The organism is Aerococcus viridans, assembly GCF_001543285.1.
In the GTDB taxonomy this organism is placed as follows: Bacteria; Bacillota; Bacilli; order Lactobacillales; family Aerococcaceae; genus Aerococcus; species Aerococcus viridans.
In genome coordinates this window covers 2083305-2104956 of record NZ_CP014164.1, presented here as the reverse complement: position 1 = coordinate 2104956, position 21652 = coordinate 2083305, and the positions used below count along the sequence as shown (strand labels likewise).

The 21652-nt window shown below is 41.9% G+C and carries 17 protein-coding genes; 16 read left to right on the top strand and 1 reads right to left on the bottom strand.

Going from position 1 to position 21652, the window contains the following annotated elements:
• Positions 1-89: 89 nt before the first annotated feature.
• The 15 genes from AWM76_RS09830 to AWM76_RS09760 all read left to right on the top strand — a co-directional run bounded on the left by AWM76_RS09830 (position 90) and on the right by AWM76_RS09760 (position 18242).
• On the top strand, positions 90-1433 hold the full coding sequence (locus AWM76_RS09830; RefSeq protein ID WP_003143221.1) for a 6-phospho-alpha-glucosidase: 1344 nt from the start codon (positions 90-92) through the stop codon (positions 1431-1433).
• A 72-nt stretch (positions 1434-1505) separates the two neighbouring features.
• Positions 1506-2297, top strand: a complete 792-nt coding sequence (locus tag AWM76_RS09825; RefSeq protein WP_003143220.1) for a MurR/RpiR family transcriptional regulator — start codon at positions 1506-1508, stop codon at positions 2295-2297.
• Positions 2294-2785, top strand: a complete 492-nt coding sequence (locus AWM76_RS09820; protein ID WP_003143218.1) for a hypothetical protein — start codon at positions 2294-2296, stop codon at positions 2783-2785. The genes AWM76_RS09825 and AWM76_RS09820 overlap by 4 nt, the downstream gene beginning before the upstream one ends.
• A gap of 131 nt (positions 2786-2916) precedes the next feature.
• On the top strand, positions 2917-3753 hold the full coding sequence (locus tag AWM76_RS09815) for an endonuclease/exonuclease/phosphatase family protein (RefSeq protein WP_003143213.1): 837 nt from the start codon (positions 2917-2919) through the stop codon (positions 3751-3753).
• A gap of 310 nt (positions 3754-4063) precedes the next feature.
• Positions 4064-6292, top strand: a complete 2229-nt coding sequence (locus tag AWM76_RS09810) for a PTS transporter subunit IIBC (protein WP_003143211.1) — start codon at positions 4064-4066, stop codon at positions 6290-6292.
• A 182-nt stretch (positions 6293-6474) separates the two neighbouring features.
• Positions 6475-8322: a glycoside hydrolase family 13 protein gene (locus AWM76_RS09805; protein WP_003143210.1), complete on the top strand. Its 1848-nt coding sequence runs from the start codon at positions 6475-6477 to the stop codon at positions 8320-8322.
• A 153-nt stretch (positions 8323-8475) separates the two neighbouring features.
• Positions 8476-9750: an extracellular solute-binding protein gene (locus AWM76_RS09800; protein WP_003143209.1), complete on the top strand. Its 1275-nt coding sequence runs from the start codon at positions 8476-8478 to the stop codon at positions 9748-9750.
• A 168-nt stretch (positions 9751-9918) separates the two neighbouring features.
• Positions 9919-11256, top strand: coding sequence for a carbohydrate ABC transporter permease (locus AWM76_RS09795; protein ID WP_050774126.1), 1338 nt, complete (start codon positions 9919-9921; stop codon positions 11254-11256).
• A 3-nt stretch (positions 11257-11259) separates the two neighbouring features.
• Positions 11260-12117: a sugar ABC transporter permease gene (locus tag AWM76_RS09790; protein WP_003143205.1), complete on the top strand. Its 858-nt coding sequence runs from the start codon at positions 11260-11262 to the stop codon at positions 12115-12117.
• A gap of 63 nt (positions 12118-12180) precedes the next feature.
• Positions 12181-13029, top strand: a complete 849-nt coding sequence (locus AWM76_RS09785; RefSeq protein ID WP_003143204.1) for a DUF1189 family protein — start codon at positions 12181-12183, stop codon at positions 13027-13029.
• 129 nt (positions 13030-13158) lie between these two features.
• The gene (locus AWM76_RS09780; RefSeq protein WP_003143202.1) at positions 13159-14262 is read left to right on the top strand and encodes an ABC transporter ATP-binding protein; all 1104 of its coding nucleotides are present in this window, start codon (positions 13159-13161) and stop codon (positions 14260-14262) included.
• A gap of 111 nt (positions 14263-14373) precedes the next feature.
• Entirely contained in the window at positions 14374-15468 is a 1095-nt protein-coding gene (locus tag AWM76_RS09775; protein WP_003143201.1) for a Gfo/Idh/MocA family protein, read from the top strand.
• A gap of 10 nt (positions 15469-15478) precedes the next feature.
• Complete coding sequence (locus AWM76_RS09770) at positions 15479-16192, top strand: ThuA domain-containing protein (RefSeq protein WP_003143200.1); 714 nt, start codon at positions 15479-15481, stop codon at positions 16190-16192.
• A gap of 40 nt (positions 16193-16232) precedes the next feature.
• Positions 16233-17201 (top strand): sugar phosphate isomerase/epimerase family protein, encoded by a 969-nt coding sequence (locus AWM76_RS09765; RefSeq protein ID WP_003143199.1) that lies wholly within the window; start codon positions 16233-16235, stop codon positions 17199-17201.
• Positions 17202-18242, top strand: coding sequence for a Gfo/Idh/MocA family protein (locus tag AWM76_RS09760; protein ID WP_003143197.1), 1041 nt, complete (start codon positions 17202-17204; stop codon positions 18240-18242). It abuts the gene before it with no gap.
• A gap of 640 nt (positions 18243-18882) precedes the next feature.
• Here AWM76_RS09760 and AWM76_RS09755 read toward each other — a convergent pair.
• A complete protein-coding gene (locus AWM76_RS09755) occupies positions 18883-19878 on the bottom strand; it encodes a LacI family DNA-binding transcriptional regulator (RefSeq protein WP_003143196.1) in 996 nt (331 codons plus the stop codon).
• 172 nt (positions 19879-20050) lie between these two features.
• On the opposite strand from AWM76_RS09755, the gene malQ reads away from it, so the two are divergent.
• Positions 20051-21625: a 4-alpha-glucanotransferase gene (gene malQ, locus AWM76_RS09750; RefSeq protein ID WP_003143194.1), complete on the top strand. Its 1575-nt coding sequence runs from the start codon at positions 20051-20053 to the stop codon at positions 21623-21625.
• The last annotated feature ends 27 nt before the right edge of the window (positions 21626-21652 follow it).

The window sequence follows — 21652 nt, the reverse complement described above, 5'->3', positions numbered from 1 at the left end:
TTGAGTGAGCAGTGAAAACGCTTAATTTTCTGTTAGCATAGAGGTATAGAAAAATAGCGACTAAACAATTGCATTAGGAGGAATTCATAATGACATTAAAGAAACAATCGATTCTTGTAGCAGGTGGGGGTTCAACTTTCACACCAGGTATCATCATGATGTTACTGGATAATTTAGATACATTCCCAATCCGTCAAATTAAATTCTACGATAACGATGGGGACCGACAAAAACAAATTGCCGATGCCTGTGAAATTATCCTAAATGAACGCGCACCAGAAATTGAATTCGTGGCTACAACCGATCCAGCTACAGCTTTTACAGACATTGATTTCGTGATGGCCCACATTCGTGTTGGTAAATATGCCATGCGTGAAAAAGATGAAAAAATTCCATTAAAATATGGAGTAATTGGTCAAGAAACATGTGGACCAGGTGGTATTTCATACGGTATGCGTTCAATCGGTGGCGTACTTGAATTGATTGACTATATGGAAGAATACTCTCCAGATGCTTGGATGTTAAACTACTCTAACCCAGCAGCAATCGTAGCAGAAGCGACTAGAAAATTACGTCCGAATAGCCGTATTATCAACATTTGTGATATGCCTGTAGGGATTGAATACCGAATGGCGGATATTTTAGGACTTAAATCTCGTAAAGACTTCGTTGTTCGTTATTATGGATTAAACCACTTTGGTTGGTGGACAGATATCCGTGACCATGAAGGCAACGATTTAATGCCAAAATTAAAAGAGTGGGTTCATGAACATGGTTATGTAACGCCAGAAGAATTGGCTGATGCTTCTGAAGAGGAAGTGGAAGAAAGTTGGATGCATACCTATGAAAAAGCAAAGGAAGTGTCTTGGCTGGATGAAGATACCTTGCCAAATACCTATCTAAAATACTACCTATACCCTCAAGATGAAGTAGCAATAGCTAATCCAGACTATACGCGGGCTAATGAAGTAATGGACCACCGTGAAAAACAAGTGTTCTCAGAATGTAACCAAGTAGTGAATTATGGTTCAGGTGCTAAAACGACATTAAAAGCAGATGATCACGCCTCATATATTGTCGATTTAGCGAGAGCCTTGGCGTATAATACGCGTGAAAGAATGTTGTTGATTGTGCCAAACAATGGATCAATCGTGAACTTTGATCCAACAGCCATGGTAGAAATCCCTTGTATCATTACATCAAACGGACCTGAACCATTGGTAACGGGCGAAATTCCGCGCTTCCAAAAAGGTTTAATGGAGCAACAAGTGGCCGTTGAAAAATTAGTGGTTGAAGCTTGGAGCGAAGGTTCTTATCAAAAATTATGGCAAGCTATTACCTTATCAAGAACCGTGCCAAATGCACGTGTAGCCAAACAAATTCTGGATGATTTAATTGAGGCAAACGCATCATACTGGCCTGAGTTATCTTAATCTATTAAATGTAAACGCTTTTGATATAATAGGAGTGGGCCGAGGTCCACTCTTATTATTTTGGAGGCATTTATGAAACCTATAGAAAATATCTATAACGACTTGTATAGTAAATTAACTGAAAATGAAATCTATATTTTTGACTATATCATGAAGCATAGTCAGACGGTTAGGAAGATGTCTATCACTGAATTAGCAAGGATTTTGGCTGTTTCAAAATCGACGATTTCCCGTTTCACCCAAAAAATTGGCTTTTCAGGTTATGCGGAATTCAAATTCTACCTCAACAATGAAGCAGAAAATCAACGGCATGATAGTGAAATTGATCCAATGGGGCAGTTAGCAGCCGATACCCAAGATACCTTTAAGATGTTCAGTAATATGCAGGTTGACCCCATTGTTGAAAGTATTTTTGATGCGGATAATGTCTTCTTATATGGGACTGGATGGGCGCAAAAGAACGCTTTAAACGATTTTAGAAGAAGTATTTTATTGAACAATAAATTTTCTATCGATATTTCAGCACCTTTGGAACTAAAAATTGCAAGTGCATCTATTAAACCTGGAGATGTGCTGATTGTGGCGTCTTTTAGTGGCAATGTGGCTTTGATTGAACGAGAATTGAAAATCTTTAAGAGTAAAGGGGCCATCCTGATCGCGGTGAGTGAAATGCATACCAGTTTATTAGCTAGCTTAGCCGATTATACAATCTATTTTAAAACAACACGCTTTGATTATAAGGATGAAGCCTTTGCATCTATGTTACCTATCCACCAAGCCACCAACTTATTAGCAATTGCCTATTTTGAATATGTGCGAAAACAAGAACGATTACAGAAAGAAAATGAGGAGCGTGACCTATGACTAGAAAAAATTTAAGTAGAATGGTACATTTTGTGATTATATTGCTGGTTATTGCACCCATCTTATATGTTGCCCTATTAACTTTCCAAGGCAACGCGCAAGGACTGGGTTTACTAGAAAACTTGACCACGAATGTCTTTACAGTGATTTCACTAATGTCTGTATGTATCCTGCCTTTTGGGGGCTTTTTAATCAAATCTAAGTGGGATCAAATTGACCAAACACAAGATAGTCTAGGGCAATTTTATATCAGTTTATTACTTATCTTGATTGGGTTTTTATTGATTGGCAACACCGGAATGGCCATCTTGATTTTTATTTTAATTGCCTTTAGTGTTGTAATTTTAAAAGTGAGACTAGGAGATGCCTTCCAAGTCCTTTTCAAATCACCAAAGCATAATATTAGCCGCTTTGCTGGTGAAATGGCCATGCTATTGATTGCAGCCTTTATTCGTTTTGCTATCTGGCGGATTAGTACGGGTAGCTAATGTCTGATTGTTAATAGAGGATTTGACTTCACTTCACATTATGTTTTTGTGAATTAAAGGGTTTGAGTTATAATCGAATTAAATAGACAAGTTACTGATATCAAAATGAATAAAAAGGAGCGTTAATTTAGTTGAAACTGTTAACATTAAATACTCATTCTTATGGTGAAGAAAATCAAGATCAAAAATTAGCTTTTATTGCGCAATCGATTGCTGAATGGGATATCGATGTAGTGGGCTTACAAGAAGTTAATCAGAAAATTATCGGACATCGAGTAGACGTTAAAAATATTGTGAACTTTGTCCCTATGGATGGGCAAGTGAATGTTAAAGAAGATAATTTTGCTATGCGTTTAGTAGCATTATTAGCGGAATTAGGCAAAACCTACTATTGGGCGTGGGCTATGACTCATATTGCGCATGACACAATGCAAGAGGGTGTAGCGATCTTATCAAAATACCCGATTGATAGCGTCACTAGCTATAACGTGTCAAAAAGTCATAATTGGTATGACTATAAAACTCGTCGTATTCTTACGGCTAAGATCACTAAACCAAATGGCGAAAGCTTTATGGCGGTTTCTGGTCACTTCTCATGGTGGCACGGGGAAAATAATGAAGAATTTCATTATGAATGGCAAGAAACTGAAAAATACCTAACTAGAACTAAGTTACCAATTTATTTTATGGGTGACTTTAATAATCCTGCCGGTACAGATGGTTATGACTACATGGTGTCAACGGCTATTCCTATTACAGATTCATATACGATTGCAGAAGAAACTGTCGGTGGACCGACAGTATTGAAAGAAATCGGTGGCTGGACCGGGCTTAAAGAACAAATTCGTATTGACTATATCTTCGTACCAAAAGGGGTAGCTGTAAAGAAATCCGAAGTTGTGTTTGATGGCGAACGTCAGCAGGCCGTATCAGACCATTCAGGTGTACTGGTAGAAACTATTGACTAGAAGCTAAATATAAAGATAAATATGGAAACTACGTATGTAAATATGGCAACATTAGAATGATTACTAGCTAGATTTTCTGATTTATCTACAATATTTAAGGCTAACAAATGTTAGAAATAGCAAGAAGAAGGGCAGTATTTTTAATTAAATAAAACATTTAAAAGGACCGTGGGAGTGGGAAATTCTCGCGGTTTTTCTGCTATAGTTTAAAAAAAGATGCAAACGGTTGCACAAAAGTGTTTTACGGTGTATAATTTATTTCGAGATATGAAACCGTTATCAAAACGGTGTAAATGAAGGAGCAAAAAAAATGAAGAGACTGTTTACATTTGAATTCTGGCAACAGTTTGGGAAGGCCTTGATGGTTGTTATTGCAGTAATGCCAGCTGCAGGTTTAATGATTTCAATTGGTAAGACCATTCCCTTGTTTGCTGAAAATATTAGTTTTTTAGTTACTACAGGTGGCGTTTTAGAATCAATTGGTTGGGCCATTATTGGTAATTTACATTTATTATTTGCCATTGCAATTGGTGGCTCTTGGGCTAAAGAACGTGCAGGAGGGGCTTTTGCGGCAGCTGTTGCTTTTGTCTTAATTAACCGGATTACAGGTGCCTTGTTTGGCGTTACAGCTGAAATGTTAGCTGATCCTGCTGCTGTGACAAGCACGGTATTTGGTCAAACGATTCCTGTAAATGGCTACTTTACTAGTGTTCTAGAAGCGCCAGCTTTAAACATGGGGGTATTTGTAGGGATTATTTCCGGTTTTATTGGGGCAAGTGCCTACAATAAATACTACAATTATCGTAAGCTACCGGAAGTGTTATCTTTCTTTAATGGGAAGCGTTTTGTACCATTTGTTGTGATTGTATGGGCTTTAGCAACAGCTTTAGGATTAGCTGTAGTTTGGCCAGTAATTCAATCAGGTATTAATGCATTCGGTCAATGGATTGCAACATCCCAAGATACTGCGCCAATCTTAGCACCGTTTATCTTTGGTACATTAGAACGGTTACTAATACCATTTGGTTTACATCACATGCTAACTATTCCAATTAACTACACCGAACTTGGTGGTACTTATGAAATTTTAACGGGTGCGCAAGCGGGTGCACAAGTAGTTGGACAAGATCCATTATGGTTAGCTTGGGCAACTGACTTAGCAAACTTCAACAATGCTGGTGACACGCAAAATTATCAATTTGTACTAGAAAATTGGGTGCCAGCTCGTTTCAAAGTTGGGCAAATGATTGGTTCCTCAGGTATCTTGATGGGGTTAACCTACGCAATGTACCGCAATGTTGACCAAGATAAGAAAGATAAATATAAACCAATGTTTATTTCAGCTGCGGCTGCCGTTTTCCTAACTGGGGTAACTGAACCATTGGAATACATGTTTATGTTTATTGCTATGCCTTTATATGTGGTGTATGCGGTGATCCAAGGGGCGGCGTTTGCTATGGCAGATGTGTTAAACCTACGCGTGCATTCATTTGGGATTATTGAATTCTTGACCCGTATCCCATTATCAGCGCAAGCCGGTATTATTGGTGACGTGATCAACTTCATCTTGGTGACACTGGTATTTGGTGTATTAACATACTTTATTGCAAACTTCATGATCAAGAAATTTAAATATGCAACACCTGGTCGTTTAGGGAACTACGAAGAGGGATTGGGGGCTGAACAAGCTGATAAATCAGCTGACGGCCAAACTTCAGCCATTGCCTCAAATGCGAACGAGCAACAAATTGCCGATGTTATCTACCTATTAGGTGGTAAAGAAAATATCGACTATGTAGATGCATGTATGACGCGTTTACGTGTGACAGTTAAGGACACTGAAAAAGTAGCTAGCGATGAGTATTGGAAAGCAGCTGGTGCTATGGGCTTAATGGTTCGCGGTACTGGTGTACAAGCCATTTACGGACCAAAATCTGACATCTTAAAATCTGACATCAACGACTTGTTGGACGCTGGTACTGCAATTCCGGCACCTTCTGACAAGGTAACAGGCAAGGCGGCTTCCAGTGAACCGGCGGCTGTGTCTGAGAAATCGGCTTCATCTGGTCAAACATCACCTGTTTTTGCACCGGTTGCTGGTCAATTATTAGATATCTCTCGTGTAAATGATCCTGTATTCTCGGAAAAAATGATGGGTGACGGTTACGCTGTCGAGCCTGATGCAGACGCTAAAACTGCTAAAGTTTATGCGCCAGTAGCTGGTAAAATCGTGTCGATCTTCCCAAGCCATCATGCAATCGGGATTCAAACGAGCGATGACCTTGAAGTATTGATTCACATGGGGATTGATACCAACAATTTCGACCCGGAAATCTTTGGTTTAACGGTAGCCGTGGACCAAGAAGTGACTGCTGGTCAAGTGGTTGGCGAAATGAACTTACAAGCGATCGAAGAGGCTGGTAAAGAAAAAACAGTGATTGTGGTTGTAACGAACAGTGAATCTATTGACCGGATTGAATTAGCTAGCGTTGACCAACAAATCGATGGCGGTCAAGAAGTAGGTAAAATTCACTTTTAATATAGTCATAAAGAAAAATGTCGGCTTGATGGTTACCGCTTGAAGAAGGTAAATCTTAGGGTCAGCGAAGTCGATTAGGAGGATAGTTAATGGTTATGGGCCATTAGCTATTTTTCTATCTTTGGATGTAAGCGATTACTTATTGTGCGCGTCAAAATAAAACATAGAAATGAGGAGAACCAATGGATGCAGCAGCTTTATACCACCGACCGGAGAGTGAATTTGCCTATTTATATGATGAAGATACCGTCCATATTCGCCTGCGGACCAAGAAAAATGACGTAATCCAGGTGGACTTGTTGGCGGGGGATACCTATCTACATTATTCGGAGGCTTGGTACCAGACCAGTCAGGAAATGACGAAAGTCGCCTCTAGTGACCTCCATGATTATTGGCAGTGTGAGTGGCCATTAGCGCCCAACCGTCTAGCTTATGCCTTTCGGGTCCAGGACATTGACGGGAATGTGGTCTTTTATTGTGACCGCGGAGTTTACCCAGGAGGTGATACCCATATTTTAGGCCAAGTCAATGCTTATTTCCGCCTGCCGTATTTTCATGAAAGTGACCGCGTTAAGACGCCAGCTTGGGTGAAAGATACGGTCTGGTATCAGATTTTCCCTGAACGGTTTGCGAACGGAGACCCCACAAATGACCCAGAAAACACCTTGCCTTGGGGTTCAAGGGCCCATCCCCGTCATGATGACTTCTATGGCGGAGACTTGCAAGGGATTATCGACCATCTGGATTATTTGGCTGATTTGGGGATCACTGGCATCTATCTCACCCCGATTTTTAAAGGGGATACCAATCACAAATACGATACCAGCGACTATATGACCATCGATCCAGCCTTCGGTGACGCTGAATTATTTGGCAGAATGGTCAGTCAAGCCCATGCTCGGGGCATTCGAGTAATGCTAGACGCTGTCTTCAACCATATCGGCTATGCATCCAGCCAATGGCAAGACGTCTTGGAAAATCAAGACCAGTCTATCTACAAAAATTGGTTTCATATCCAAGACTTTCCTGTTCAAGCCTTTGGGGCGATTGACTATAGTGGCGGCGAGCGGTTTGACCGCCAGCAATTGACCTATCAGACCTTTGCATTTGAACCCCACATGCCCAAATTAAATACGGCAAACCCTGAGGTAAAAGCCTACTTGTTAGACGTTGCCCGTCACTATATTCAAACATTTGATATCGACGGTTGGCGGTTGGATGTTGCCAATGAAGTGGACCATCAATTCTGGAAAGACTTCCATCGGACTTGCGTAAATTTGAAAGAAGATTTCTATATTGTGGGCGAAATCTGGCATTCAGCCCAGCGTTTCCTTGAAGGGGACGAATTCCATGCCATCATGAATTATCCGATGACAGACCAAATCAAGGACTTCTTTTTTGGACCGACAGGATCAATAGGACTGACATCAAAAGATCAAATAGGCGACGAGACAGCAAATCGTGAGCTGACCAACCAGCAGTTTATAGACCGGATGACCAGTCAACAAATGCTTTACCGAACGCAAACCAACCAGGCCCAGTTTAACCTATTAGATTCACACGACACCGACCGAATCCTAACCCGGGCCAATTACGACAAGGATAAAGTCCAGTCAGCTCTTGCTTTCACCTTCCTTCAAACCGGCACGCCTTGCATCTATTACGGCACGGAAATCGGTCTGGACGGTGGCAACGACCCAGACAACCGCAAATGCATGGTCTGGGAAAAGGACAAGCAAGACCAAGCTATGTGGCAATTTACCAAGGATCTGATTCAAATGCGACGGAACTATAGTGATCTCATCAACTTGGGGACCCTAGACTGGTCACAAGACTTGCCTAGTGAGCGAATTTTAGCCTTTACAAAGACTTACCGAGGACAAACCTTGCGCGCCTATTTTAACCAGGGTAATCAAGACTTGCAGATTGGTCTAGAGAAAAATACAAAAATTGTCCTCACGAACCTTGCAGGTATTGAAGGCGGTTACATTAAAGTGAGACAGGGAACCTACATGGTTAGTGTAAATTAAACTAGTCGACAGTAAAAAATACTTTGCAATATATTAAAAGTAAAAAAATATTTTTAAAACTTACACGAAAACGGTTGCAAAGATCGAAAGTGTGTGCAATAATTTGTGCAAGCGATTACATTATGGGTATTTATATTTTAGGAGGAAAAGTAAATGAGTAAATTGCAGTGGAAGAAAACAGCCTTTGGTTTGGTAACAGCGTCAGCTGCTTTAGTGCTTGCAGCATGTGGGAATGGTGGCGAAGAATCCGCTAGTTCAGATGGCGGATCAGATAGCGCAAGCGGTAGCACCTTACAGGTATCAGTTGGTGCTGACTACGTGGATTACGTAAATGAAATTGCCCCAGCTTTTGAAGAAGAGACAGGGATTGACGTTGAAGTTGTTGAGCGTGAAATGTTCGAAACCTTAGATTCACTTTCATTAGATGGTCCAGCAGGGATTGCGCCAGACGTGACAATCGCCCCTTACGACCGGATTGGAAATCTAGGTATTCAAGGACATTTATTACCAGTAACACTGCCAGATGATGGTCGTTATGACGAAACAGATGAGCGTCAAGTAACAGCTAATGACGAAATTTACGGTATGCCTTATGTAGTTGAAGCCTTAGTCCTTTACTACAACAAAGAATTAATCGATACTGCCCCAACAACATTTGAAGAATTAGAAGCCTTGTCAGAAGATTCAGCTTATGACTACTCTTCTGAATCAGGCAAAAACACCGGCTTCTTAGCAAACTGGGTAGACTTCTACTCTGCTTACGGTTTAATTGCTGGTTACGGTGGCTACATCTTCGGACAAGATGGTACTGATACAGCTGACATCGGTTTAAATACTGAAGGTGCTGTTGAAGGGATTGAATACGCACAAACATGGTACGAAAAATGGCCAGAAGGTATGTTAGATACAACTTCAGCTGGTAGCTTCGTAGATGAAACCTTCATCTCTGGCGGTGCAGCTGCAGTAATCGGCGGACCATGGTCTGCAGCGTCTTACCAAGAAGGTGGCGTTGACTACGGCGTTGCTGCAATCCCAACATTGCCAAACGGGGAAGCTTACCAAACATTCGGTGGTGGTAAGGGCTGGGTTATTTCAGGCTATACTGAAAATGAAGAAGCCGCACAACAATGGTTAGAATATGTAACGACTGAAGAAAATATGAATAGCCTACATGAATTTAACTCAGAAGTACCAGCTAACCAACAAGCCCGTCAGGCAATTGTGGATGCCGGTGAAAATGAATTAGCTATCGCTGTTATCGAGCAATATAACGATGCTGTACCAATGCCAAATATTCCAGAAATGGCTGAAGTTTGGACAGGTGCTGAAACAATGATGTTTGATGCAGTATCAGGCAACAAATCTGCACAACAATCAGCAGATGACGCTGTTCAAGTGATTGTAGATAACATTGCACAAAAATACTAAGTGACACCCCTTTAAAACATTTGAGGATGGTTTAGCTAATGGTTTAGTAATCATCGCTGAGCCATCCTTCTTATTATAAGAAGTGGCATAAATTTTTAAGTAATGAACCATTAAACAAAAAGAATCTATGATACTTGTCATGGTTTTCTAGTGAAGGAGTTGGTTGCAGTGGTTAAAACTGCAAAAGAAAGAAAAAAAGTGAACTTCACTTCTGAGCAAAAGAGTCGTATCAATCAAGCGACTTTGGCCTCAATCATCCCTGGTGGTGGGCAATTTGTAAACAAGCAAGTCCTTAAAGGCGTCATCTTTTTAGTGATTTTTGCCTTATACATTCTCCACTTATTCAGCTTTGGGTTTGATGCCTTCAATGGCTTAATTACCCTAGGTGTAACACCTCGTGAAGATCATTCCCTCTTCTTATTAATTGAAGGGGTACTTGAATTATTAATAACTGTCATCTTTTTTATTTTCTACGCCGTACAAATGTGGGATGCGCGCAATGTGGCTAAACTAAACGCCATCAACCCAGACAAGGTCAACCGATCAGCCAAGGATATCTTAAATAACCTTTACGAATCAGGTTTCCCTTATCTATTAACCATCCCAGCCTATATCTTAATGTTATTTGCCATTGTGTTCCCAGTAGTGGTAACGATCCTAATCGTATTTACCAACTACGACTTTCAACACATTCCACCCGCTAAATTAATCGAGTGGACAGGATTTGAGACATTTAGTTCAATCTTTACCCTAACAACCTACCGAGAAACATTCGGTGCCGTATTCTCATGGACCGTCATTTGGACCCTATTAGCCACAACCTTACAAGTAGGACTAGGCATCTTCCTAGCAATCCTGATGAACCAACCATTCATCAAATTCCGTCGCTTTTTCGGGGTTATCCTACTATTACCATGGGCGGTACCAGCCTTTATCTCAATCTTAACCTTTTCAAATATGTTCAACCCATCTGCCGGAGCCATCAACTCCCAGGTCATTCCGTTTATCAATAACTTGATCCCATTCTTGGAAATTCCAGCACTAGCCTGGAAAACGGACCCATTCTGGACCAAGGTGGCCTTGATTTCTATCCAGGGTTGGCTTGGTTTCCCATACATTTACGTATTGACCACGTCAATTCTACAATCTATACCAGGTGAGTGGTACGAAGCCTCTTCAATCGACGGGGCTTCACCAATCCAAAAATTCCGATTCATTACCTTCCCGCATATCTTGTCAGTTGCGGCACCGGTATTAATCACGCAATACACAGGAAACTTCAACAACTTCACAATGATTTACCTATTTAATGAAGGTGGACCTGGTTCAGTAGGGAACAATGCCGGGACTACAGATATCTTGATTTCATGGGTCTACAAGTTGACAACAGGGCAATCGCCACAATATAACGTATCATCCGCGATTACCATCATCATCTCAACTATAGTTATTGTGATTTCATTGATCATCTTTAAATACACCAATGCTTTTGAAATGGAGGATTAAGCCATGGCTGAGAAAAAATTAGCTAACACGCAAAAACGCGGCCGCTTTTGGACCCAATTCTTTACCTATGCCTTCTTAGTCTTTATGGCAATCATCATCATCTATCCCTTACTGATTACCATTACATCAGCCTTCAGGGGTGGAAACTTAATTGCCTTTAACTTGAACTTCTCAGGTCAGTTTACCCTAAGTAACTTTGAACGCTTGTTTACAGAAACCCAATACGGTCAGTGGTATATTAATACTTTAATCGTTGCGGTGATTACCATGGCCTTACAGGTAACGATTATTACCTTAGCCGGATATGCCTACTCAAGATACCGGTTCGCAGGGCGGAAGCAATCCCTAAAGTTCTTCATCATCGTTCAAATGGTTCCAACAACAGCAGCCTTGACCGCCTTTTACGTTATGGCCTTACTAGTTGGGGGGCTAGACAAATTATGGTTCTTGATTTTCGCCTATGTCGGCGGGTCAATCCCAATGAACTCATGGTTGATGAAAGGGTATTTTGATACCGTGCCAATTGACCTAGATGAATCCGCAAAATTAGACGGGGCAGGCCACTTACGGACCTTTGGACAAATCGTCTTACCGTTAGTGCGTCCAATGATTTCAGTGCAAGCCTTATGGGCATTTATGACCCCATTCGGTGAGTACATGCTAGCCCGTTTCATCTTGCGTTCACCAGAAAATTACACCGTAGCCATCGGGTTACAACAATTTATTACCAACCCTCGTGAACAACGGGTAACTTTATTCGCGGCAGGGGCGCTTTTAATCGCCTTACCAATTTCAATCATGTTCTTCTACTTACAAAAGAACTTTGTATCTGGTTTAACTGCTGGTGGTACGAAAGGGTAATACATGATTTTTCACAAGTAACTTACGGATTAAGCAAGCAATTAGCAGATAGAAAGATAGGCGATGAACGTGTTAAAAGCAATATTTCCCATCAATTACTTTAAGAGTATTTGGACACCAAGCAAAATTTGGTTTAACCGCCATGACCTCAAATGGTGGCAAATGTTGCTGGTCATCCTCTTCTTAAATGGTTTGATGATAGTTCCAGTAACCTTAAACTATGCCAATATGACCGAGTTTCCCGTAACCGACTACTATCCCAATGCCATGGCCCTTGTAGACGACCAAGTGGTAGACGAGATTCAGCAAGTCACCTTTGAAAATGGAGAAATGCTGATCGACCAACCAGTGGTTTCAGAAAGCGCTGAAGGAACCGTCGCCTTTGGATTAGCAGACGACCAGCTAGAGACACTGGCAGCTAGCGGGAAAACGGCACTCATTTTCCAAGAGAATCAATTCGTCTTAATGGAAGCTGGGGCGCCAACGGCAACGGTCCTTTATACCAAAGACTTCGACTTGACAGGGCTTGACCAAGCAGGTGTTCAGGAAAGTTTGAGCCAGCAATGGTTAGACCAAAACCGCGTCTTAGTGGTCTTGATCTTCTCGAGTGTGATTAGCTTGATATTCCTAGCCATGAACCTATTCTTAGTTGGGATTGCAGCCCTCATGTTCTATATGACCAAGGGGAGCCCGGTTACGTCTATTGAAACTTATAAAGAGTCCATCAATTTAATCCTAAATGCCTTATCACTGCCGACTTTCTTGGCTATGGCTTACGGTTTATACAACTTTGATGTATCTTTAATTGCTAGCTTGCAGACAATCGGTCTAGTGACCATGCTGCTCTTAGTCATGTGGAAGACAAGATTCCGCGACCAAACCTTGGACGAATTTCAACTGTTGGAAGCTTAATTCATCCAGTATGATTTTGAAGCCTGTTTGAACCTAGACCAGATGCTTTAAATGGATCATGTACCACCTTTAACAAGTTTAAGAAAATGACAATTGAACTGTGCATTTTTGAAGATAGGAGAATGCCTTGTGGCTGAAATAAAATTAAATCATATTTATAAAAAATACGACAATGCGGAGAAGTTTTCGGTAACGGACTTCAATTTAGATATTAAAGACAACGAATTTATTGTTTTCGTAGGCCCTTCCGGATGCGGAAAATCGACAACCTTACGGATGGTAGCCGGTTTGGAAGATATTACCAAAGGGGACTTGGTCATTGACGGACAAGTCGTTAACGATGTGGCACCTAAAACCCGTGACATCGCCATGGTATTCCAAAACTATGCCCTATACCCACATATGACTGTGCGTGAAAACATGGCATTCGGTTTGAAATTGCGTAAAGTAGACAAGAAAGAAATTGATTCGCGCGTGGATGAAGCGGCAGAATTACTGCAAATCACGGACTTATTAGAACGTAAACCAGCCGCCTTATCTGGTGGGCAACGTCAACGTGTAGCCTTAGGACGTGCAGTAGTCCGTCAACCTAAAGCCTTCTTGATGGATGAGCCTTTATCCAACTTGGATGCCAAATTACGGGTTCACATGCGGTCTGAGATCGCTAAATTACATAAGCGTTTAAACACAACCATCATCTATGTAACCCATGATCAAACAGAAGCCATGACTTTGGCTGACCGGATTGTCATCATGAATGCTGGTGAAATCCAACAAGTAGGGACACCGCTTGAAGTCTATAACAACCCAGAAAATGCCTTTGTAGCAGCCTTCATGGGATCACCTGCCATGAACCTAGTGGATGTGAAGTATGAAGCTGGCCATATTCATTTAGGAGGTGGCACAAAGCTTGAAGTGGCCCCACCATCTCGGCGCATTTTAGATGAGAAAGGTTATGACGGCAAAACAGTGACTTTTGGTATTCGTCCAGAAGATATGCAGTCTGAACAATTGGCTTTAGACGCTACACCAGAAACGGTTGTCGAACCAACCATTACGGTATCCGAATTAACAGGGGCAACGTCTATCCTATACTTAGATGTTAAAGGACAAGAGTTCATTGCTGTGGTAGATGCCCGTGACTACCACGAAGTTGGTACAACCATCAAGATCGCCTTTAACATGAATAAGGCCCACTTCTTCGATGTTGAAACAGGCAAAGTAATTAAATAGCACAACCGAGGTACATGCGAATCTTAACACGAACCGTATGTGCCTTTTTCTATCGAAAATAAAGAAACCGGTTGCATTAGATTGAGATGATATTTTATAAGGAGGATTCACATGACAGAATCAGTAACAAAATTAAAGGTAGGCATTATCGGATGCGGAGGCATCGGGATGCAGAAGCATTTACCGGCCTTAGCCCAAGTTGAAGAGGTAGAATTGGTGGCTTTTTGTGATTTGGTCGAAGACCGGGCCCTAGCTGGAAAAGCCAAATTTGGGACTAACGAATCCAATGTATATACCGATTACCAGAATATGTTGGCTGAAGAAAGCTTAGATGTGGTTCATGTCTGTACCCCAAATGCGACGCATGCAGAATTATCCATTGCAGCGCTTGATGCAGGCAACCACGTAATGTGCGAAAAACCAATGGCCAAAACAGCAGAAGAGGGTCGCGCGATGATCGAAGCGGCTGAACGAAACGGTAAAAAACTAACCATCGGCTATCAAAACCGTTTTAGAAAGGACAGCCAATACCTAAAAGCCATCTGCCAAGAGGGTCAATTAGGAGAAATTTACAATGCTAAAGCGCATGCTATTCGTCGTCGTGCTGTCCCAACTTGGGGTGTATTCCTTGATGAGGAAGCGCAAGGCGGAGGTCCTTTAATTGACATCGGTACTCATGCGCTTGATCTAACTTTATGGATGATGGACAATTATCAGCCCAAATACGTCGTCGGAAATACTTATAGAAAATTAGCTGATACAGAAAATGCTGCAAATGCCTTTGGTTCTTGGGATCCCAAAGAATTTAACGTAGAAGACTCAGCCTTTGGGTATATCGTCATGGAAAATGGTGCGAGCATTTATCTAGAATCATCGTGGGCCTTAAATACCGTTAAGTCAGGTGAGGCGAAAACGACCTTGCACGGGACTAAGGGTGGTGCGGATATGAACGATGGGTTAACAATTAATGGTGAAGACCATGGCCTATTATTCGACAAGCAAGTCATTGTTGACCCAGGTGCAGTTGACTTCTTTGAAGGGGATGCTGATGACCCCGAAGTGTTGGAAGCAGAGCAGTGGATTCAAGCCATTATTCATGATACAGAGCCGGTTGTAAAACCGCGAGAAGCTTTGATAGTGACTGAAATTCTAGAAGCCATTTATCAATCAGCGAAAACTGGACAACCCGTATTTCTAAATCAATAGGAGGATTCTAATGATTCGAGTAACAGTATGGAATGAGTTTCGTCATGAATTGACGGATGAGGACGTGAAAGCTGTCTATCCAGAGGGTATTCATGAAGCCTTAGCCAGTTTCTTAACGGCAGACTTTCTAGTCAATATGGCGACTTTAGACCAGCCAGAACACGGCTTGACCGAGGAAGTCTTAAATCAAACGGATGTCCTCCTTTGGTGGGGACATATGGCGCACGATGAAGTGGCAGATGAGATTGTTGACCGGGTTCACCAGCGCATTTTGGAAGGCATGGGGCTGATTGTCTTGCATTCGGGTCATTTTTCTAAAATATTCCAGAAATTAATGGGCACGACTTGTGACTTAAAATGGCGCGAGGACGGTCTTTCTGCCAAGGTGTGGAATGTGAATCCGTCTCACCCAATTACCCAGGGTGTGGGCGAGTGGATTGATTTAGACCAAGAAGAAATGTATGGAGAACACTTTGATGTTCCAGCGCCGGATGAATTAATCTTTATTACTGGCTATCCAAATGGAGAAGTTTTCCGTGGTGGTATGACTTATCGGCGCGGGAATGGGAAGATTTTCTACTTCCATCCTGGGCATGAAACTTTTCCGACTTATTATCATCCAACTATCCAGCAGGTCATTAAAAATGCCGTCCACTGGGCAGCACCTCTGACTGAAAGGCCTACATATGGTCATTTTCCTATTGAAACAAATAATAAAGTTTAAAAATTGAAGTAAAGAAATTAGATGAGTATAGGAGGATTTTATGAAATTAGGCGTATTTACCCCGTTATTTAATGATTTATCCTTTGAAGAGATGTTAGATCAAGTAGCAGAAAAAGGATTAGAAACTGTAGAAATTGGTACGGGTGCTAGCCCAGGGGATGCTCATTTGAAGATTGATACCCTTTTAGCATCTAGTGACGCTAGAAAGGATTATCTACAAAAAGTGGCGGACCGTGGCTTATCTATTTCGGCCCTATCGGCGCACGGTAACCCTATTTCGCCGGATAAAGTACAAGCACAAGCCCATGATGAATTGCTTAGAAAAACCATCAAACTGGCATCCTTATTGAACGTGCCAGTGGTAAATGGCTTCTCAGGTGTTGGGGGCGGAAACGCGACAGATACCCATGTTAACTGGCCTGTCATTCCTTGGCCAACAGAGTATGCAGATGCCTACCACTACCAATGGGACCAAGTCTTAGTCCCTTACTGGAAGGACATTAACCAAGAAGCAGGGGCAGCGGGCGTTAACATCGGGATTGAAATGCACGGTGGATTTTTAGCCCATACACCAGCAACCATGTTACGTTTACGGTCTGAAGCAGGGGACAATATTGGTTGTAACTTTGACCCATCGCATATGTGGTGGCAAGGGATTGACCCAGTCGCAGCCATTAAAATATTGGGTAAAGCGGGTGCTATCAACCACTTCCATGCTAAAGATACTTATTTAGACCAAGACAATATCAATATGTATGGTTTAACCGATATGCAACCTTATCAAGATGTTGCTAGTCGTGCCTGGACCTTTAGAAGTGTCGGTGAAGGGCACCCAATGTCCGAATGGTCACAAATGTTGGCCCAATTGCGGATTTACGGCTACGATTACGTGCTTTCAATTGAACATGAAGACCCAATTATGTCTGTAGGTGAAGGACTAGACCGGGCCATTACCAACCTGAAATCTGTTCTGATGCGAGACCAACCCCAAGAAATGTGGTGGGCATAGATGACAAAACAAGTAAATAATAAATTAAACATCGCAACTGTTGGCTACGGTGGCATGGGGACCTACCATGTCCACGGCCTGATTCCAGCTGAAGCCGACTACTTACAAGTGGTGGGGACTTACGACATCGATCAGAGCCGAAAAGACGTGGCGGAAGAAACGGGCACTTACGTCTATCCAGCCTTTGATGCCATTTTAGATGACCCGAAAGTCGATGCAGTTTTAATCGCTACACCTAACGACAGCCATAAAGAACTAGCTATTCGTGCCATGAAGTCCGGTAAACATGTGATCTGTGAAAAACCAGTCGCCATGAATACCGAAGAATTCGACGAAATGATCGCCGTAGCTGAAGAAACAGGACGCGTACTCATGGTGCACCAAAACCGTCGTTGGGACCCAGATTTCTTACAAGTCAAAGACATATTCACAAAGCGTCAAGCCGTTGGAGACGTCTTCCAGATTGAATCACGCGTCCATGGCGCTAATGGCATTCCAGGCGACTGGCGCCATCTAAAAGCCCACGGTGGCGGTATGGTCTTAGACTGGGGAATCCATTTATTTGATCAACTATTGTGGCTAGTAGATTCACCAATCAAGTCCGTTTACTCAGACTTATCTTATATCCTCGGCGACGAAGTAGACGACGGATTTATGGCTTATATCACCTTTGAAAACGGCATCCGCGCCCATGTTGAAGTGGGGACATCTAACTTCATTAGCCTGCCTCGTTGGTATATCAAAGGTAACCAAGGAACAGCCATCATTGAAGACTGGGAAATGAACGGGCGCATCGTGAAAGCAACCGGTAATGATGTGGAAAATAAACCATCACCGATTAGAGCAGGCGTCGGTTTGACCAAAACAATGGCACCACCAGTTGATGGCGTCACTGAGACCTTACCATTACCAGAAAGCAAGCCAGCAGACGTTTCCTTCTACCGCAACTTCTATGATGTTGTCACACTAGGCGCAGAACCCATCGTCAAAAACGAAGAAGTCCGCCAAGTCATGCAATTGATTGATAGTATTTTAGCTTAAAAACTTTATTTAGTTTAAAAGTGCTTCATCAAATTTAATAGTGTTAACAAACCCTGGGCTCCTTGCTTTCTCTATCATTCCCTTAAAATTAGGATGTAGTCCAGGGCGTTTAGACAGTAGTCCTTGGAAAAATAGTGCGTGACATACAAAGTGTGGCGCAAAATATTTTTGAGTGGACACCTGTCTGTCCTGAATAACACGACTAGCAGCGGAACAGCCCTCAGAAAAAAATTCTGAGGGCTGTTCTGACTACGTAGGCATGTTAGGAAAGCGTCAGTCTCGGGTATTAGGAGTAGAAGCTAAAACTCGAATTATAAAATACGATTATTGATATTGGTTAAGCTAAAAGCATATTTGTGGTAGTAATGCTTTAATTTGACGATAGAGTAAGGTGTTTTTAGACTTATCATTTAAAAAAAGACTCAAAGATTAATGTTTTAAATAAGGATAATTCGAAAGAAGTCATGATTCGTTTTCATGGCTTTTTTGCGTTATAGCTTTATTAAAGACATCCATAATTAGAAAAAGTACAATACATTCTTAAAATCTAATAATTTTGGAAGTTCAAAAAATACGAAGTATTAAGTCACTAACCATAATAAAAAGACTGCAAGTAATTACAGTCTTTAACGTTGTTTGATTAAGTTGTATGTAAGTCAGCGTCGACATATTCATGAATGAATCGTGTGCTAGCTTGGTCTGGATCTAAGGCTTCAAATAAAATATCCACGGCCCTTGAACCGATAATATGTGAATTCAGGTTGACATAAGAAGTCTTAATCATCGACTGGGTATTGCCTTGGCGGTAGGCTGAAAAAGTAATCAGATGGACATCTTGAATGTCCTGGGTATCCAGATAATTCCGAATCCCTTCAGCAACCAACTCATCGGAAATAACCAGGCCGTCAATTTGACTAAAATCAATTTTATTTTGAGCTAATTCATAACCATCACTTGGTAAGAAGTTGATATCGTTATAAATCAAGCTAGGGTCATAAATAATACCCGCACCTTCCAAAGCCCGTTTGTAGCCATTGTGACGGTCGGCAATAAAGAACTGGTTCATATCCCCACCGACATAGGCAATCCGGGTACACCCTTGTTGTATCAGCGACTTAGTAGCTTGGTAACCAATCAGTTCATTGTCATTATCCACGAAATGAACTTTAGTGTTGTCGGGCGACCCGATGACAACGGCTGGACAGTTGACTTTCTGGGCGAACCGCAATAGGGGGTCATTTTTTGAAGCATATAGAAAAATCAGGCCCTCAACTTGCTTGCCATTCACGATTTTTTCAATGTGCTTTTGCCGTTGATCATCATCTAAACCAACTGAAAGCAGGATAGAATAATCATGTTTGGCCATCTCAAAATTAATCCCACGTAAGACGGTCGGGAAGAAGGGGTTTTGGTAAAAGGCGTCAGTGGCTAGGGGTAGGACAAGGCCAAATGTTTTAGAATGGGCACTTGCAAGCCCTTGCGCATAAATGTTTGGAAAATAATTCATTTCCTTCATCACAGCGCGCACTTTATTTTTAGTTTTTTCACTAATCGAAGGGTTGTCAGCGATCACCCGTGAAACGGTGGAAGGCGCTACACCCGCTCTTTTAGCGACATCTCGAATTGTAATTGCCATAAAGTGTTATCCTCTCTGCTTGTTGCATTTATTATACCGAAAATTGATACCGCTTTCAATATTATTCAAAAAAGTTTACGAAATCGGTTGCATTGTGTAAGCGCTTCATGTAAAATAAAAGTGAATTAAGCGAAAAGCTATTAAACATCAACAGCAAACAGGAGGTTCAAGCATGGAAAGAGCAAGTGGTGTCGTTTTACACATATCTTCCCTACCAAATCAATTTGGTATCGGCTCATTTGGCGCGTCAGCCTATGAATTTGTCGACTTTCTAGTCAAAACCAAGCAACAATACTGGCAAATTCTACCACTGACTACAACGTCATACGGGGACTCGCCTTACCAATCATTTTCAGCCTTTGCCGGCAACACCCATTTTATTGATTTTGACCTATTAATGAAAAAGGGCTACCTAAACCAAGCTGACTATCAAGAGGTCAACTTTGGTGATGATCCTAAGAAAGTGGCTTACAATACCATTTTCCAAAAGAGAAGACCTATTCTAGAAAAAGCCGTGGCTAATTTTGTGCAAGCAAAAGCTTACAATGACAAAGAATTCTTACAATTCTATGAAGAAAATCAATTTTGGTTAGTGCCATTCGCCCAATACATGACGGTTAAGGAAGAACAGGGGCAAAACCCTTGGTATGAATGGCCAACGAACTTGCGGAACTATGATGAAGCGGTGGTCACACAATTCTGCGAGGCCCATATTGAGCGGTATGAATACCACCTGGTAACCCAATTTTGGTTTAACCAACAATATAAAGCTTTAAAAGAATATGCCAATGACAACCACATCGAAATCATTGGAGACATTCCAATTTATGTGGCCCGCGATTCAGTTGAAATGTGGACACAACCGGAATTATTCCTTACTGACGAGAAGAACAATCCGTCACTGGTTGCTGGTGTGCCACCGGATTTCTATTCGGCTGACGGTCAATATTGGGGCAACCCTATTTACGACTGGGACTACATGGAAGAAACGGATTATGCATGGTGGATCTTGCGGATGAAGGAAAGCTTCAAACTATATGACGTGGTAAGGATTGACCACTTCCGTGGCTTTGAAAGCTACTGGGCAGTGCCATTTGGTTCGCCAACAGCTGCCTCAGGTTCATGGCAGAAGGGGCCGGGCAATAAGATTTTCGACCAATTCAAGAAAGAATTAGGTGACATTAAAGTCATCGCCGAAGATTTAGGCTTTATGACCCAAGCTGTCAACGACATGCGAGACCAGACTGGTTATCCAGGTATGAAAGTCTTGCAGAATGGCTTCTATGGGCAAGACTCAGAAGACTTACCACATCACTATCCAGTTAATTCAGTGGCTTATGCGTCAACCCATGATTCCATGCAAGCCTATGACTGGTATATGAACCAGGCAAGCCAAGCAGACCGAGACCAAGCGGACCAATACTTGAACCGTGGTGTAGGGGAACACCCATCAGACGCTTTTGTTCGAGGGATCGCCGCATCGCCGTCAAGATTAGCTATCTATATGATGAACGACTTGTTACGGTTGGGACCTGAAGGCCGGATTAACATCCCGTCTACAATTGGCGGCAACTGGGACTGGCGAGTCCGTCAAGAAGACTTTACGGTCGACCTTGAAGAACGTTTGCGTTCAGTCACTGAAACATACTTTAGAGTAAATCAAGCTTTCGTTAGTCAAGATGATCAAAATAATGGTACAAATAGTATAGCAGCGGAGGCGGCCTTTTTACCTGAAGATAATGATTAGTTGAATGTAATAATTGGAAAATTTTGA